Raw genomic sequence first — 15,531 nt, 5'->3', positions numbered from 1 at the left:
TGTTCCGACATCTTCTCCATAGGATGAGACCGCGGTCTTGGGATATCCTGAGATCCTCTCGCAACCGGGAGGGATGATTTTGAAGAGTAAAATCCCTTTACCTTGATCTTTAATGATTCCTGGCGAAGCTGATCTGGAATAGAAAGACCGGGGAAGGTGGTCACTCAATTTGGCATCTCTTCAGCAAGATATTCCAATCCTCATCTACTTTGGCTTCAAGTTCCTCGATGACGTGCCGATTCTCTGGTTTAAATAAATGTTTGAATCTGCCTTGGGGTTTGAGCCATTCCACGAGAGGTTTCTTCTCCCTGGGTTTATGCGTCAACCTCCAGTTGCCATTTTCTACTTCATAGAGGGGCCAGAAGCAGGTTTCCACGGCGAGTCTAGCCATCCTTATCGTCTGATTCGGGGGATATCGCCAGCCTCGAGGGCAGGGAGCCAAGATATTCAAAAAAGCGGGTCCTTCGGCATTGAAAGCCTTCTCAGCCTTCTTGACCAAATCCCGCCAGTGACTGGGGGAAGCCTGCGCCACATAGGGAATGTTGTGTGCGGCTACACAGGTCGTCAGATCCTTCCGGTTCTGCGTCTTGCCCGGTATCACCTTGCCCACAGGAGAGGTTGTCGTCCATGCTCCCAAAGGTGTAGCAGAAGAGCGTTGTATCCCCGTATTGTGGACTACAATTCCATCGGCAATGAAATTATGCTCATCCTCTACTCTTAAATCTAAAGTAGGCTCACATCCTGCTAATCTTATATTTTTTATTTTTTCAGTGTCAAAATATTTATTTTCTATCAGAAAATTTTGATATCTGTATTGGTTTGGGTATTTCTTTATGTTCCACCTTTTTCTTGTGCTGAAACATACATATCCATACTCAGCATCTTTTAGGAGTTTTCTATGTACACATTTTGTGCCTTTCTTTTTCTTTTGCCAGTGAATTTTCCCAACTGTAAAGCCTGTAGTTTGAAGCAGCAATCTTAAGGTTCTAAGAAGTTCCCTGCTTGCAGAAACGTATCGGAAACTTCCTCCTATTTTGTAGCCATCTGATAGCATTAATCCCCGAACAAAATTCTCCTTTTCTTCTTTTGGTAAAGTAAATACCCATCCGGGTACTTTCTTATTTTTTGCCCCTTGACCAAAGCCTAAACAGCCAATAAATCTTGCAAGGTTTACAGAGTCTATATAAACATATGCATCATCGCTTCTTATTTTACTTCCAAAAATCCTTGAATGCAGATTAATTAAGGTCTTTCTTGCCTTAGAATTCTTAGGTAGTGCAAATCCTGTCTCTTTCTTTTCAGTCCTTATCCAGCCATCACTAACATATATACCTAAATATTTCATCAAGTCGGGGCTAGAATATTCTGGTATATTAATCTCATTTACCCGATTTACCTTATAATCTCCTTTTTCGGTCTTTCTAAAATTAAATTTAAACGGTTTGCCTCCATGTAAATTTTTTAAAACGACAACTTCATCTCCGACCTTGATTTCTGCCAATGTTTTCCAGACAAAGGTATTTCTTCTACCTCTACCATTTCTTTTTAAAACTAAAAAAGGATGATTTGCGGTTGCTTTTATTGAATGGTGTAAGGTTTCAACTTCATAAACTTCTCTTATTCCGTTATCAAATACACCAGTGCATCTTCTCAAAACTAACTGGCGAGTCTTTTGGTCAAAGGCATATATTTTATCTCCCTCTTTTACCTCGGTTATTTTCTTAAGCCCATTTTCAGTCATTATTAAACAAGAGGTGCTCAGACAATTCATATACGCTTGATTGTCATAGCAGACATAGACCATTCGGTGTCCTCTCTCAAGGACTCCTGAGAGAGCTTGAAAGCCGATATCGTAGGTGCCACCATCTCCGGCGAAAACAGCGAATCTTATATCCTTTTTGCCTATCTTTCCTCTCTTCATTAGTACCTGGTAAGCGGATTCGGCACCGCTTAAAGTCGCCGCGGCGTTCTCGAAAGCATTGTGAATATAGGGAACTTCCCAAGCGGTTGAGGGATAAATCGTCGTGGAGACTTCAAGGCAGCCCGTGGGACAGCAGACGACCACTGGTTTGTCGGTGGCCATGAGGACCTGCCTGACGATGATCGTGGCTCCACAGCCAGCGCAGAGCCTATGTCCCGAGGTAAATCTCTCCTCCCTAAAGGACAATTCCTTGATGCTCATGAGATCACCTCCACTTCTTTGAGCCCCAGGTAATCAAGGGGCCTCTCCACCTTTCCCGTCTTGGATATCTTAAAAAGGGTCTTAAAGGCACATCTTACGTGCTCGGGTTTAAATTCTCTGCCACCCAAACCGTAGATGAAATTGGCCATCAATGGTCGTTTTTCAAGATCATAAAGGGCCGCTTTCACCTCACCAAAGAGGGGACCGGTGGTACCGGGTGAGGTTGCTCGATCCAGCACCGCTACAGCCCTGAGATGCCGCAAAGCCTCACAGAGTTCCCGGGCGGGGAAGGGTCTAAAGATACGCAACTTAAGAACACCAACCGGATGACCTTCTTTTCTCATCATGTCTACGGTGTGCTTGCTCGTTCCCGCCGCCGAATTCAAGACAATCACTGCGACCTCGGCATCATCTAATCTGTACTTCTCAAAGAATCCATACTCCCTACCAGAAAGGGCTCCGAATTCCCTGCCAACCCTCAAAATGACCTCCCTAGAGCGCTCCATGGCCTCGATTTGAGCCAGCTTATGCTCGAAATAAAAACCGCCGAGACCATCAAAGGGTCCAAAGGTTACGGGATGCTCGACATCGAGCAAGGAGAAAGATGGTTTGTACCTCCCAACGAAGTTTTTCACACTCTCGTCTTCGAGAAGTTCAACGCGCTCAATGCTGTGGCTGACGATGAAGCCATCCATATTCACCATAACCGGGAGGCGCACTTTCTCATCCTCACCGATTCGAACGGCTTGAATCACATTGTCGTATGCCTCCTGGGCGCTTTCGGAATAAATCTGAATCCAGCCAGAATCCCTGGCTCCCATGCTGTCTGAGTGGTCGCAATGGATATTGATGGGGGCGCTCAAGCAACGGTTGACATTGGTCATGACTATGGGGAATCTCATGCCAGAGGCGATGTAAAGGATTTCCCACATCAAGGCCAGGCCTTGAGATGAGGTGGCCGTCATAACCCTGGCTCCCGCGGCCGCGGCTCCCACGCAAACACTCATGGCCGAATGCTCGCTTTCAACCGCAATATACTCCGTAGCCACCAACCCATCAGCCACGAAGGTGGCGAACTCCTCGGCGATATCGGTCTGGGGTGTAATGGGATAAGCCGCCACAACGTCGGGATTTATCTGCCTCATCCCTTGAGCAACGGCAGCATTTCCGGTGATGGCTACAATCTTCCCAGTGATTTTAGCCATCTGGCTCACCGCCTTCCGCCATCTTTATGGCCTCTGGTGAGCATTCAACTGCGCAAATCCCACAGCCCTTGCAATAATCATAGTCTATCCCAATCACCTTTCCCTCCTTAACCTTGATCGCTCCATCGGGACAGTAAATCCAACAGATGAGACATTGCTTACAGGTCTCCTCGTTCCAAACTGGGTGCTCCGAACGCCAACTTCCCGTTCTATACCATCGAGCTGTTCCGCTTAAGGGGATTAGCGCACCGGGCATCAACTTCTCCGCGCACCATTCTTTCATCCGCTCTTCACCTCCTTAAAAGCTCGCCGAATGGCTTTAACATTTCCCTCGATGACTTTCGGCGAGAACTTATCCGCAAATACCTCCTGGAAATGCTCCGTTACGCTCCCGAGTCCCAGAACTTCGGTAGCCTTGATGAGGGCACCGATCATGGGTGTGTTCGGGATGGGTCTTCCCAATTCCTCATGAGCGATGGTCGAGGCATCGACGGTGTAAACTTTCGCTTTTTCTAAACCGAGTCTTTCCTTGATCCTTGAAGGTGGTTCAGGCGTGTTCACTATGAGGACGCCGTCCTCGACCAATCCTTGAGCAACGTCAATGACATTGAGAAGGGTAGGATCTAAAACAACCACAACTTTCGGATTTTCTATGCCGCAGTAAGTGCGGATGGGATCCGAAGAGAGACGAGTGAAAGCCTGAATGGGTGCACCCATCCTCTCCGGTCCATATTCGGGGAAAGCCTGGACGTATTTCCCTTCGGCTAAAGCCGCTTCGGCTAGAAATTTGGCTGCAGTAACCGCTCCTTGACCTCCCCTCCCATGCCACCTTATCTCCACAAGTCTCTCCACATCCTATCACCTCCAAAGATAAATTCTCTAAAGCATCCAGACTAAATAAAAAAATATACCCAATAATACAAAAAAGCATTTAGATTTAAGTGAGCGGTTGGTTTGAGCAGCCAGTGGCTTGAACTCAAGGATATCCGACAGTCTCTACATTTCCCTTCTTCCTTCGAGAGCCTTACCCAAGGTAACCTCGTCGGCGTATTCCAGGTCTCCTCCCACGGGCAGCCCACTGGCTATTCGGGTTACCTTCACTCCCAGGGGTTTAATTAATTTTGCGAGATATATGGCTGTAGCCTCGCCCTCGATGTTGGGATTAGTGGCGATGACTACCTCCTTTACTTCCTGACCCTTTAGTCGCTTGAGAAGTTCTCCAATCTTTATATCCTCAGGACTGATGCCTTCAATGGGAGAGATCGCTCCGTGTAGCACATGATAGAGCCCTTTAAACTCCCCCGTTTTTTCCAGTGCTACGATGTCTCTTGGCTCCTCGACCACACAGATGATTGAACGGTCTCGCGGGGTATCTCGACAATATTGGCAGATATCTTCGTCCGTGACATTGAAACAAATTTTGCAGAATTTTATCTTTTCCTTCACCTTGAGTATGGCTTCAGCGAGCTTTTTCACATCTGCAGGAGGTGCCTTGAGCATATAAAAGGCGAGTCTTTGAGCCGATTTTGGTCCGATTCCCGGAAGCTTAGACAGCTCTTCGATTAAATTCGCCACGGGCGTAACATAGTACGTCATCTGATCACCCTTTAACCCTGGACATAATTCGTCCACAGAAGTTTCTTCCAGCAAGCAAGAAGTTTCTTCCAGCAAGCATAATATAAAATGTAAAAATCAAAAATAAAAATGACATTTTGAATTTTGAATTTGGTTAGAAGAGTCCAGGGATGCTCAGTCCCCCGGTTAGCCGACTCATTTTCTCCGTCGCTAAATCCCGAGATTGGCGGAGGGCTTGATTGACTGCAGCCAATATCATTTCCTCCAGTATTTCAACATCATTGGGATCCACTGCAGCTGGATTTATCCTTATTCCCAATATCTCTTGCTGACCATTGACTACCGCAGTGACCATCCCGCCACCAGCACTTACTTCCAGTCTCTCCTTTGCCAATTCCTCTTGTATCTTGGCAATTTCCTCCCGCATTTTCTGAATTTGCTTGAGCATCCTACTATAATTTCCCTTCACCTTGGCACCTCTTTTCATTATGTTTCTTTAAATTCATCTATGACCTCGGCATCGAAACTATCCTGAACCAATTTCACTATCGAGGATTCGGAGGGTTCTGAATCCTTTTGATCAATTTCGTCCTTAAGCGTGGAAACCTTCTCCTTTCTCTCCTCTAACATACAGAGAATCTCGACATCGACTTCCAAGATTTCCTTCAGTGATTGCTGCACAATTGCTAAATTAGGGGGTTTTTCCACTTCATTTTTATGGAAATTCGCTCCCTCACTGAACTCTAAGATTATTGCTTCACCCTCAACTTTGGATGGCTTACATTCCAAAAGTAAAGCGTAGGTCGGAATTTTCTTCTTTTTGACCCGTTCCAAAATTACCGGCCAAGCTCTTTTCACCTTCTCTATGCTCACCTTCCTGCCTTCAGCCGCAGGTTGTTTAGTTCTACTTTCACTGGCTCCGGCAACCTCTTCTTGTTGAGGTTTTAAATCCTTGATCTTGCCAATCTCGCCTTTGTTCTCTTGATGTCTAACTCCAGGCAATTTTGCATTCTGTATTTTGTATCCTGTATCCTGTATCCTTTTCTCAAGTTCCTCAATTCTATAAAGCAAACCTTCCAAGGACAGATCGACATCAAGTTTTATCGTTTTCACCAGTGCCATCTCCAAGAGCAATCGGGCATTAGGGTTCCACCGCATCTCACTATGAGCTTGAGACAATATCTCCATGAATCTTACTACCTCAAAGGGCTGAAAGTGATGTACCTGGGCCTGCATTCTGGCGAAGGCCTCGGGTGTGGTATTTATGATCTCATCAGGGTCATGGGCATTTTGAATCAAGAAAAGGTTTCGAAAATACTCCGTGAGTTCCTTTGTAAACTGCCTGATGTCTCTTCCGCTCTCCAGCAGCCTATCTACAAAGAAAAGGGCATCCGTAATATCTCGTCTGGATATGATATCCGTAATTTCAAATAGAAGGTCTAGATCGATTAGTCCCAAAAGTGTGGTCACATCATCCATTTTCACATTCTTCCCCGTGAAGGAGGAAAGTTGATCAAGAGTTCCTATGGCATCCCTTAAGGATCCCTGGGCTTGCTTGGCGATTAAAGGTAGGGCCGCTTCATTGATCTTTATCTCCTCTGCATCGGCGATTCGACGAAGGTGCTTGACCATATCGGAAACTAAGATGCGCCTGAAATCAAATTTCTGACACCGAGAGAGAATCGTGGGAAGAACCTTATGCGGTTCGGTGGTAGCTAGAATGAATATCACATGCGAGGGAGGCTCTTCGAGTGTTTTTAGGAGGGCATTGAATGCCTCCAGAGTAAGCATATGAACCTCATCTATGATATATACCTTTTTTCGACCCTCCGTCGGGGCAAAATGGACCTTTTCCCTCAAATCACGAATTTCATCGATCCCTCGATTTGAAGCCGCATCTATTTCAAGGACATCCACACAGGAACCATTGGTTATTTGCTCGCAAATATGACAGTTATTACAGGGGATGGGGGTGGGACCTTCGGCGCAGTTAACAGCCTTGGCAACGATTTTGGCTACGGTGGTCTTGCCCGTCCCCCTTGGTCCACAAAATAGGTAAGCGTGGGCAACTCGATTTTGTTGGATGGCATTGGCAAGGGTGCGCGTGATATGCACTTGGCCTACTACTTCTTCAAAAGTTTGGGGGCGCCATTTTCGGTAAAGTGATATGTAAGCCAATCATCTCACCTCATGGGAGGGAGCGGAATGCTCTTTCTCATTATAACAGAGGAAGCGCTTTGAATGGGCGCTTTATTGAATTTTTGAAAAAGTTTTATTTCCAGAGGGTAAATTTAGAAAACGGTCACGACACAAGTCAGCGTGCGCTTCACTCCTTCAATTCCTTGAATTTTAACGAAAGATAAATTCCCCAGGGCCTTCACATTGGGAACCTCTACATAAGCTATAACGTCGTAGGGACCGGTTGCAGCCTCAGCGCTTTTTACGCCCTCAATGCCACGAATTTTTTTGACGACGTCTCCACAGGCACCGGGAAGGATCTCGATCAAAACATAAGCTCGTATCATTTTTGCACCTCCCATTAAATTTCTTTCTCATTATAAACAAGGAAAACATCTTGGGATAGATGGTTTTCTAAATTTTTAAATTAACTTTCCTTTAGGAAGACTTCAGGGAGCTAAAGAAGGAATTTATCAAGTTAAGGCGAAAATTAATAAACAAATGCAATGTTTATACCAATAATGCAGTGTTTGCACTAGTGTTCTTCGATTTGTGCACTATATTGGCCAGTGGTTGAACCGACTCATTTTAAGTCGGTTTTGTGTTAGCGTTTTCTTGGGAGGAGAGAAAATTAAGCTAACCTCAATAGGTAAATCGCTAATTGCAGTTACTTCAACTTTAGAACTGGAAAAGGTGTTTCCCGTCGTGGTCAATGAAGCCAAAAATTTAATCCAGGCCGATAAAGTCGTTGCTTCTTTGGTCAATGAGAGGGCTGGAAAATTCGAACTCGATTTAGAAACTTTAGCAGTTCGAGGGAGGCGGGATCAACACCCCGAGTCTTGGTGGAGAAATCAACTGGAAAATATCGCTGAGAGCGTGGCTAGAAGCGAACTGGAAGTTAAAGAGGATGATAGATCAGCCGGAGCATTGATATGTAACAGCCGGGAAACCTCTTTACTTTGTGTGCCACTTACAATAAAAGAAGGAGATTTTGGTCTTCTTTCAGCCCTAAATGCTCATCCATATCAATTCACTCCCGATGAAATAACGATTCTATCCATTCTAGCCAATCAGGCGGCAGTAGCTCTAAAGAACGCCCGGCTTTTCAGGGAATTACAAGTCAAGGGCGATGAACTTAGATTATTGCAAGAATTGGAGAAACTAGCCCATAAGTTATTGCACTCTCAGGAGGAAGAACGCAAGCGAATCTCTCGTGAACTCCATGATGATACCGCACAGGTGCTCACAAATGTGATTCTCCGCCTGGAGATGAGCGAGACCATGGTCCCGCCCGAATTTTCGGACGTTAGAGAAGCTCTCAGAGAGCTGAAAGAGATCACGGCCAGTGCTCTTGAGAGGGTGCACAAGATGGCTTTTGATCTACGTCCGGCTATGCTCGATGATTTGGGACTCATCCCCACCATCAGATGGTACATACGCAATCATATTGAAAAAGCCGACCTCAAAGTGGTATTTGAAGTGATGGGTGAGGAAGTAAAACTTCCACCACAGGTAGAAATCGCCGTATTAAGAATCATTCAGGAAGCCCTGACCAACGTCAAAAAGCACGCCCAAGCCAAAGAGACCTTTGTCCGTTTGGGCTTTAAGGATGACGAGGTGACCATCACCATTAAGGATGATGGAAAGGGATTTGATCCCAAAAAGGCTTTAAGCAAATCCACCAAAAGAGAGGCACTTGGTTTAATGGGAATGCAGGAAAGAGCCGAACTTCTGGGAGGTGCCTTGAATATAGAGTCTCAATCGGGCAAGGGCACCAAAGTTAAAGTCCGGATACCCTTCAGAAGAGGACTGACTTAAATGGAAAAGATAAAGGTGTTGCTCGCGGATGATCATGCGATTTTAAGGGAAGGCATGCGTCTACTTTTGGAAAAGGAATCGGACATGGAGGTCATCGGGGAGGCAGCCGATGGCGAAGAGGCGATTGAGAAAACCAGGGAGTTTCTCCCCGATGTAGTGGTCATGGATATCGGCATGCCCAAACTAAATGGACTCGAGGCCACTCGACGAGTAAAAGCGGAGAACCCTCATATTGGAGTATTGGTCCTCACCATCTATGAAGACGACGAGTACGTCTTCAACTTGCTTAAAACCGGAGCAACCGGGTATCTATTAAAAAAGGTAGCCGCCTCCGAACTTGTCAATGCCATAAGGGCGGTACACCACGGAGAGCTTCTACTCTCTACCTCCATCGCCAAAAAGCTAATTGACAATTACATTCAAGAGCCCAAGAAGCCAAAGGAGAAAAAGTTTTGTGATGGTTTAACCGATCGAGAAATCGAAATCTTAAAACTGATCGCCCAAGGGGCTTCGAACAAGGAAATTGCTGAGAAGCTGTATTTGAGCGTAAAAACGGTTGAAACTCATAGAACACACATTTTCCGAAAATTGGATATTCACGATCGAACTCAGGCAGCAGCATATGCCATACGCAAAGGATTGCTCGATGAAGAAAACCAGAATAAGGGCAAGACCTTATAGATTATACGGTTAAGAACCCGTCTTTAAGGTGAAGAGTGTATTTAAAAGACCCCAAAATGGGATCTTTTTTATTGCAAAATCGGGTCAAGACCCCATAGTCAATGCATCGATGGAGGTTTATTTTATAGTTAGGAACATAGAGTTAGAAGGGATAGCAGTGGCAAGGGAGAGGAGTAATATCTCAAAAAAGATTCGAGTGTTAATAGCAGATGATGATGGGCTATTTCGAGAGACTTTGAAGCGATTACTCGATAAACAATCAAGCATCGAGATAGTGGGAGAAGCTGCAGATGGCAAACAAGCCATCGAAAAAACGGAGGAATTATCGCCCAATGTTGTCTTAATGGACATCAGCATGCCTGAGATGAATGGTCTAGAAGCTACGCGGTGTTTAAAGAAACTCCATCCATTGGTATCCGTCGTTATCGTTAGCGTACATGGTGAAAGAGAGTATCAAATCGAGGCCGAGAGAGCCGGAGCCGATAAGTTCCTGCTCAAAAGGGATTTATCGGCTAAATCGATGGTCAAAGCCATTAAAAATGTTCATTAACACTGAGTGAGGAAATGAAGGGGGGTGTTTGTCGTGATCCTGGACAGAAGACAAGAAATATGCGTGGTTATACTTGGACTGGCAGCTTTCGCCCTCATAACTGTGGTAACTCTGGTTGAGACCGTAGCGATGCTTTAATGGAGGGATTTTCTAACCAGGAAACCTGAATTTACCTACGGAGGAGATTTTATGGTATTATCGATATTGAAATGGAAAGAAAAGGCAACGGGTAAAGATCATTCCCGTTGTCTTTTTTATGGTCTATAGTCCTACACCTTTTATAGACTTTTACTTCCCTAAAAAATTTCCATAATAGTGATCGTGCACCCGCTGTCGACACCCAACCACGAGCGTAATCTGTGCAATTAGCTCCGACCAGGCTTCCCTGCAGCACCCAGAAAATTTCGCTTACCGCTGCTTCCTTCCGGACCTGACGGAGTTCGCGAATTCCTGTCGCACAGGACCCAACCCTCAACGCCACTTACACAGAAACAGCCCTCACAGCGGATGCCTCGAGCAGGAATTAAGCCCTGCTATAGCGGATTGCAGGTACAGGGCACCGCTATCTCCCCGCCTAGCACGATCACCAAATGAGTTGCGAGTTGTTAGTTCTCTACCGACTGATTTTGCGGAGGAGGAGGGATTCGAACCCCCGAGACAGCTTTTCACCGCCTACGCGATCTCCAATCGCGCGCACTAGGCCAGACTATGCGACTCCTCCAAAATTTGCTTTGCAAGTTCGTTGTTGGTCTTTGTCAACAACCAAATACCAACCTACCAACAACCGGTTTTGGCGGAGGAGGAGGGATTCGAACCCTCGTGGGACCTTTCAGCCCCCGTCCGATTTCGAGTCGGCGCCCGTATGACCAAACTTGGGTACTCCTCCAGAGATTATTTTAGCACTAGAATTCGAAATAGTCTTGAAAACGCCGCCGATACTTTGGGCTCCTTGGACAAATTCCACATAAATTAGCTATCTCATCTCAACTTAAGCCTGCCTTTGCTCTTACCGCCTCAAGAAAATCTTTCTGATTCCCCTTAGCCAACTTTATCCGTGACATATCTAACTATAGCAAACATATGTTTGATTTTTAAGTTACTTCTAAAACTAATGGAGAGAAATTAAAAGATTTTACAATTAGCTATTCAACTATATCTTGGCGGAGTTTTTGGAAAAATTTTTGCAAAAGTTCTTGACATTCCTCCTCACAAACTCCAGCGGTCACTTCGACCTGGTGATTCAATCTTTGATCCCGTACGATATCGTAAAGAGTCCCCGCTGCCCCGCTCTTCTCATCGCGAGTACCATAAACCAGTCGATCGATGCGAGCTTGATGGATGGCTCCAGCACACATGGGACAGGGTTCTTTGGTTACATAGATGGTACAGTCCGTGAGACGCCATCCTTTAAGATACTTGGAGGCTTTCTTTATCGCTAAGATTTCAGCATGCGCCGTGGGATCGTCTTTAGTCTCGCACTCATTGTGAGCTCGGGAAATAACTTTACCCTGAAAAACGACCGCTGCTCCCACCGGCACCTCGCCCTGGTCAGCGGCGATTTTCGCCTCTTTCAAAGCTAATTGCATGTACTTTACATCATCTTGCTTAAGGGATTTCATCTTAAGTGAATTAAGTGGCCGGTTTGTGCTCTTTCTCCTTTGGAAAATTTTATTCAATAAAAAAGGGAGATTAACCTCCCTATAAATATTAACCTCATTCACTAACTACCGACTATCGACTGTTTTTTTCAGTGCGCCTGGAGGGACTCGAACCCCCAACCTTCGCTTCGCTCTTCCAGGGGCTCCGCCCCTAGGACGCTCGTAAACTCGCTGTACCCCAAAAACCTGGGGAAATCCTTTCCCCAGACCCCTTTAAGGTTGGGGCCCCTCATCAGGAATGAAATCAATAACCGGAATCTCTTTGTTCACCAAAGATTTTCAGTGCGCCTGGAGGGACTCGAACCCCCAACCTATAGATCCGTAGTCTATCGCTCTATCCAATTGAGCTACAGGCGCCCATTGAGTCGGGAGTTTGTTAGTGGGTAGTTGGGAGTGAAAAGATTTATAAAATTTTATTTACTCCCGACTCCTTACTACCGACTTATTGTGGCGGAGAGGGAGGGATTCGAACCCTCGAAGGAGCTTACGCCCCTTAACTGCTTAGCAGGCAGCTCTTTTCGGCCACTCAAGCACCTCTCCCGAATTGCTTATACAAACTTTCGATTCGATGCAAATGTTTCATAAATTTTTCGGGAACTTATCCCTAAAGAATTACTGTGAACAGTGAACCGCGAACTAATAAACTAATTTGGCGGAGGGAGAGGGATTCGAACCCCCGGACCCTTACGGGTCAGTGGTTTTCAAGACCACCACCTTCGTCCACTCGGTCATCCCTCCTTTAAAAGTTTAGCATAGGGAAAAAGCTAAAGCAATTTGAAGACCTGCTCAAATTGATTAATCGGCAAAAACTTAGCGGCTCTTGATTCGGTCCATCCCACCCATATATGGGCGAAGGACTTTGGGGATGATCACACTTCCATCCTTCTGCTGATAGTTTTCCAAAAGAGCAGCTACTGTCCGTCCGATAGCCAATCCGGAGCCATTGAGCGTATGGACATACCTCGGCTTCGCCTTGGGTTCAGGTCGGTATCGTATATTTGCCCTCCTGGCCTGGAAATCCTCAAAATTGCTGCAGGATGAGACCTCCTTATAAGTACCATGCCCTGGCATCCAGACCTCCAGGTCATATGTCTTTGAGGCCGAAAAGCCTAGATCGCCAGTGCAGAGAACGACCACTCGATAATGAAGACCGAGTCTTCTTAAGACCTCTTCGGCGTCTTTCGTCAAGCTATCCAGTTCGTCGTAGGATTCCTCCGGTTTAGCGAACTTGACCAATTCTACCTTGTTGAATTGATGTTGGCGGATAAGTCCCCTAGTTTCTCGACCAGCAGCCCCTGCCTCGCGACGGAAGCAGGGAGTATAGGCAACATATTTAAGAGGGAAGAGTCTGCCATCCAAGATCTCATCACGATGAATATTCGTCACGCAAACCTCTGCTGTGGGAATTAAATACAAATCATCATCCTGACACTTGTAGAGCTCTATGGAAAATTTCGGGAGCTGCCCCGTGCCGATCATCGATCCCTCATTTACGAGGATGGGCGGGAAAACCTCGAGGTAACCGTGCTCCCCAGTGTGCAAATCGAGCATGAAATTTATGAGAGCCCTTTCGAGTTGAGCCCCCAGACCCCAATAAAGGGCGAATCGGGTTCCGGCGATTTTACCCGCCCGCTCAAAATCGAGTATCCCCAATTTAGTTCCTATATCCCAATGAGCTTTGGGTTCAAAATCGAATTTCGGAGGTTCGCCCCAGTAGCGAATGGCTTCATTGTCGCGCTCATCCGCTCCTACAGGTACGCTGGGGTGAGGGATATTCGGGATGTCGAGCATCATCCCCTTCAAAGCCACATCCAACTCCCTTACTTGGGCATCGAGGGACTTGATTTTTTGAGAAAGCACCCTCATGGAGAGGGTCTTTTCTTGTACATCCTTTCCCACCCTTTTGAGCTCGGCAATCTCCTCGGAAACCGTATTCCTGATGTGTTTTAGCTGCTCTACGTCGAAAAGTAATTTCCTCCTTTTCTCATCCAATTCCGCAAATCGATCCAGATCAGCTTCCATACCTCGCTTCTCGAGGGATTCACGAACTACATTTAAGTTTTCCCTGACGAATTTGATATCGAGCATCCTGCCTCCGTTAAAAAACCTCTCACCGCCAATTTACTACTCAATTACTCTAGAACTTTATCCGCTCGAGGATACGAGCCCAGTATCTTCACATCCCGTATCTTACATTTTAGACATTTCAAAGCCGAGGCGATGACCTCATCCTCCAAGTGCCCCTCCATATCTATCCAGAAACAATAATCACCCAGCGCTTTCTTGGTTGGTCGTGACTGAATCTTGGTGAGATTGATGTATCTATAGGCGAACTCTTGCAGTATTTGAAGGAGACTTCCCGGTCTATCCTCATAGATGAAGCAAACTACGGATGTTTTATCGTTCCCCGTGCGGGGGGTGGGGTCCTTCCCCACCAATACAAATCTTGTCTTATTGTCCTTGAAGTCTTGGATATCCGACTCGAGGATATTCAGATTATAGATCCTTGCGGCCAAATGCGTGCCGATGGCAGCCATGGGACCTTCTTGCTCGGCGACCTTCTTTACCGCCTCAGCGGTACTATTCGCCGCAACCACCGGAACATTTGGGAGATTCTTTACCAAATAGTTGCGGCATTGAGCGGCGGCTTGAGGGTGGGATATCACCAATGATATATCTTTGAGCTTGACCTTCGGTCGGGCGATGAGATTGTGTCTCACGGGAACGATGATCTCTCTTTCAATGACCAAATTAGCCCCGAAGGTTAAAGTGTCCAGAGTTACATTGACCGAACCTTCAATCGAATTTTCTATGGGGACGATGCCTTTGTCCACCTTCCCACGGTCCACGGCGAAGATGACCTCTTGCTCGGTGGGATAGGGTACGAGATTTTTTTCATCCACCTGCATTGCCCAGAGCAGGGCTTCCTCGGTGAAGGTTCCTTGTGGTCCTAAATAGCCTATCTTGACGGACATAAAAACACCTCAAAACTTCGTTGAAATTTTTCAAGAAACTAGCTTTAATGAAACTAGCTTTAATTGTAGATAATTTTTACATTTTTTGCTATCTCTAGGGCTTTACTCAAGAGCCTTGGCTATGGCCTCACGCTCCTCTTTGGAGAGGGTATAACTGGATTCCCCTCCCTCCACGGGCTTAACGTAGCTTCGGCTTTCTTGACGCCCATTGAGAGAGCTTAATACAATCCCATCACCATGCTCGTTCAAAAGAGCTACGGAGAAACTCAGTTTGCCCCCCACATCTTCAAAGGCATCGAATCGTACCACCCCAACCTTTTGAACGGTGCCTTTAAGGACACTTCTCATCTTTTGCTGATCGGATTCAAATCTCTGAAGTTCTTTTCGGATCAGTTGGAGCTCCTCGAGACAGTGAACGAGAGTATCCATCAAATTTTCTTCCTTTATCGCCCTGGCAACTCTGCAGCGTTGGCTATAAAGCTTCTTTAAACCCAAGGTTAAAAGCAAGAGCCAGAAAACAGAAACCGCGATGAAGACTAAAACCATGGATTGTCCCATGAGAAAATCCATGTCGACTCCTTTCTGATTGGATTTCAACCCCTTTAAGTTGGATAGAATTATACAACACTTAAAATACCTCTTTCAAAAGTAAGTTGTATTATTAATGAGTTAGGTTAACACTTTGCCCTTTGACAAACGCAGGACATGT

At 45.9% G+C, this 15,531-nt stretch carries 15 protein-coding genes, 5 tRNA genes, 1 other RNA gene and 1 pseudogene; 3 read left to right on the top strand and 19 right to left on the bottom strand.

Annotated elements, in window-relative coordinates; genetic code table 11:
• Positions 1-160: 160 nt before the first annotated feature.
• From QMD66_07190 to QMD66_07150, 9 genes and pseudogenes are all read right to left on the bottom strand, one after another.
• A complete protein-coding gene (locus QMD66_07190; GenBank protein ID MDI6822614.1) occupies positions 161-1,771 on the bottom strand; it encodes an LAGLIDADG family homing endonuclease in 1,611 nt (536 codons plus the stop codon).
• Positions 1,766-2,182 (bottom strand): annotated as a pseudogene (locus QMD66_07185) (thiamine pyrophosphate-dependent enzyme). The gene QMD66_07190 and the pseudogene QMD66_07185 overlap by 6 nt, the downstream one beginning before the upstream one ends.
• The gene (porA, locus tag QMD66_07180) at positions 2,179-3,387 is read right to left on the bottom strand and encodes a pyruvate ferredoxin oxidoreductase (GenBank protein ID MDI6822613.1); all 1,209 of its coding nucleotides are present in this window, start codon (positions 3,385-3,387) and stop codon (positions 2,179-2,181) included. Before porA ends, QMD66_07185 begins: the two are co-directional and overlap by 4 nt.
• Positions 3,380-3,670 carry a 4Fe-4S binding protein gene (locus tag QMD66_07175; protein ID MDI6822612.1) on the bottom strand — a complete coding sequence of 97 codons (291 nt, stop codon included), beginning with the start codon at positions 3,668-3,670 and terminating at the stop codon, positions 3,380-3,382. The genes porA and QMD66_07175 overlap by 8 nt, the downstream gene beginning before the upstream one ends.
• Positions 3,667-4,239 carry a 2-oxoacid:acceptor oxidoreductase family protein gene (locus QMD66_07170; GenBank protein ID MDI6822611.1) on the bottom strand — a complete coding sequence of 191 codons (573 nt, stop codon included), beginning with the start codon at positions 4,237-4,239 and terminating at the stop codon, positions 3,667-3,669. Before QMD66_07170 ends, QMD66_07175 begins: the two co-directional genes overlap by 4 nt.
• A gap of 144 nt (positions 4,240-4,383) precedes the next feature.
• Complete coding sequence (recR, locus tag QMD66_07165; GenBank protein ID MDI6822610.1) at positions 4,384-4,983, bottom strand: recombination mediator RecR; 600 nt, start codon at positions 4,981-4,983, stop codon at positions 4,384-4,386.
• 133 nt (positions 4,984-5,116) lie between these two features.
• The gene (locus QMD66_07160) at positions 5,117-5,449 is read right to left on the bottom strand and encodes a YbaB/EbfC family nucleoid-associated protein (GenBank protein ID MDI6822609.1); all 333 of its coding nucleotides are present in this window, start codon (positions 5,447-5,449) and stop codon (positions 5,117-5,119) included.
• Positions 5,449-7,140 carry a DNA polymerase III subunit gamma/tau gene (dnaX, locus tag QMD66_07155; protein ID MDI6822608.1) on the bottom strand — a complete coding sequence of 564 codons (1,692 nt, stop codon included), beginning with the start codon at positions 7,138-7,140 and terminating at the stop codon, positions 5,449-5,451. The genes QMD66_07160 and dnaX overlap by 1 nt, the downstream gene beginning before the upstream one ends.
• A 113-nt stretch (positions 7,141-7,253) precedes the next feature.
• Positions 7,254-7,487, bottom strand: a complete 234-nt coding sequence (locus QMD66_07150; protein ID MDI6822607.1) for an Lrp/AsnC ligand binding domain-containing protein — start codon at positions 7,485-7,487, stop codon at positions 7,254-7,256.
• 226 nt (positions 7,488-7,713) lie between these two features.
• Between QMD66_07150 and QMD66_07145 the strand changes: the two genes are divergently transcribed.
• The 3 genes from QMD66_07145 (at position 7,714) to QMD66_07135 (ending at position 10,189) form a co-directional block, all read left to right on the top strand.
• Positions 7,714-8,958, top strand: coding sequence for a GAF domain-containing sensor histidine kinase (locus QMD66_07145; GenBank protein MDI6822606.1), 1,245 nt, complete (start codon positions 7,714-7,716; stop codon positions 8,956-8,958).
• On the top strand, positions 8,959-9,639 hold the full coding sequence (locus tag QMD66_07140; GenBank protein MDI6822605.1) for a response regulator transcription factor: 681 nt from the start codon (positions 8,959-8,961) through the stop codon (positions 9,637-9,639). It abuts the gene before it with no gap.
• Between the two features lie 157 nt (positions 9,640-9,796).
• Positions 9,797-10,189, top strand: a complete 393-nt coding sequence (locus QMD66_07135) for a response regulator transcription factor (GenBank protein ID MDI6822604.1) — start codon at positions 9,797-9,799, stop codon at positions 10,187-10,189.
• 319 nt (positions 10,190-10,508) lie between these two features.
• Here QMD66_07135 and ffs read toward each other — a convergent pair.
• The 10 genes from ffs to QMD66_07085 form a co-directional block, all read right to left on the bottom strand.
• Positions 10,509-10,772, bottom strand: an RNA gene (ffs, locus tag QMD66_07130) — signal recognition particle sRNA large type.
• A 46-nt stretch (positions 10,773-10,818) separates the two neighbouring features.
• A tRNA-Ser gene (locus QMD66_07125) sits at positions 10,819-10,910 on the bottom strand.
• A 70-nt stretch (positions 10,911-10,980) separates the two neighbouring features.
• Positions 10,981-11,075 (bottom strand) — tRNA-Ser (locus QMD66_07120).
• Positions 11,076-11,331: 256 nt separating this feature from the next.
• Entirely contained in the window at positions 11,332-11,808 is a 477-nt protein-coding gene (gene tadA / locus QMD66_07115) for a tRNA adenosine(34) deaminase TadA (GenBank protein ID MDI6822603.1), read from the bottom strand.
• Between the two features lie 322 nt (positions 11,809-12,130).
• Positions 12,131-12,204, bottom strand: a tRNA-Arg gene (locus QMD66_07110).
• Positions 12,205-12,295: 91 nt separating this feature from the next.
• Positions 12,296-12,387: transfer RNA gene (locus QMD66_07105), tRNA-Ser, on the bottom strand.
• Between the two features lie 110 nt (positions 12,388-12,497).
• Positions 12,498-12,585, bottom strand: a tRNA-Ser gene (locus QMD66_07100).
• A gap of 72 nt (positions 12,586-12,657) precedes the next feature.
• Positions 12,658-13,935 (bottom strand): serine--tRNA ligase, encoded by a 1,278-nt coding sequence (serS, locus tag QMD66_07095; GenBank protein MDI6822602.1) that lies wholly within the window; start codon positions 13,933-13,935, stop codon positions 12,658-12,660.
• Positions 13,936-13,979: 44 nt separating this feature from the next.
• Entirely contained in the window at positions 13,980-14,822 is an 843-nt protein-coding gene (gene pheA, locus QMD66_07090) for a prephenate dehydratase (protein MDI6822601.1), read from the bottom strand.
• A 102-nt stretch (positions 14,823-14,924) separates the two neighbouring features.
• Positions 14,925-15,419 (bottom strand): DUF4446 family protein, encoded by a 495-nt coding sequence (locus tag QMD66_07085; GenBank protein MDI6822600.1) that lies wholly within the window; start codon positions 15,417-15,419, stop codon positions 14,925-14,927.
• Positions 15,420-15,531 lie beyond the last annotated feature (112 nt).

The organism is Actinomycetota bacterium (assembly GCA_030018275.1).
Lineage (GTDB): Bacteria > Actinomycetota > Aquicultoria > Subteraquimicrobiales > Subteraquimicrobiaceae > Subteraquimicrobium.
This window is presented reverse-complemented; position numbering and strand designations above follow the sequence as displayed.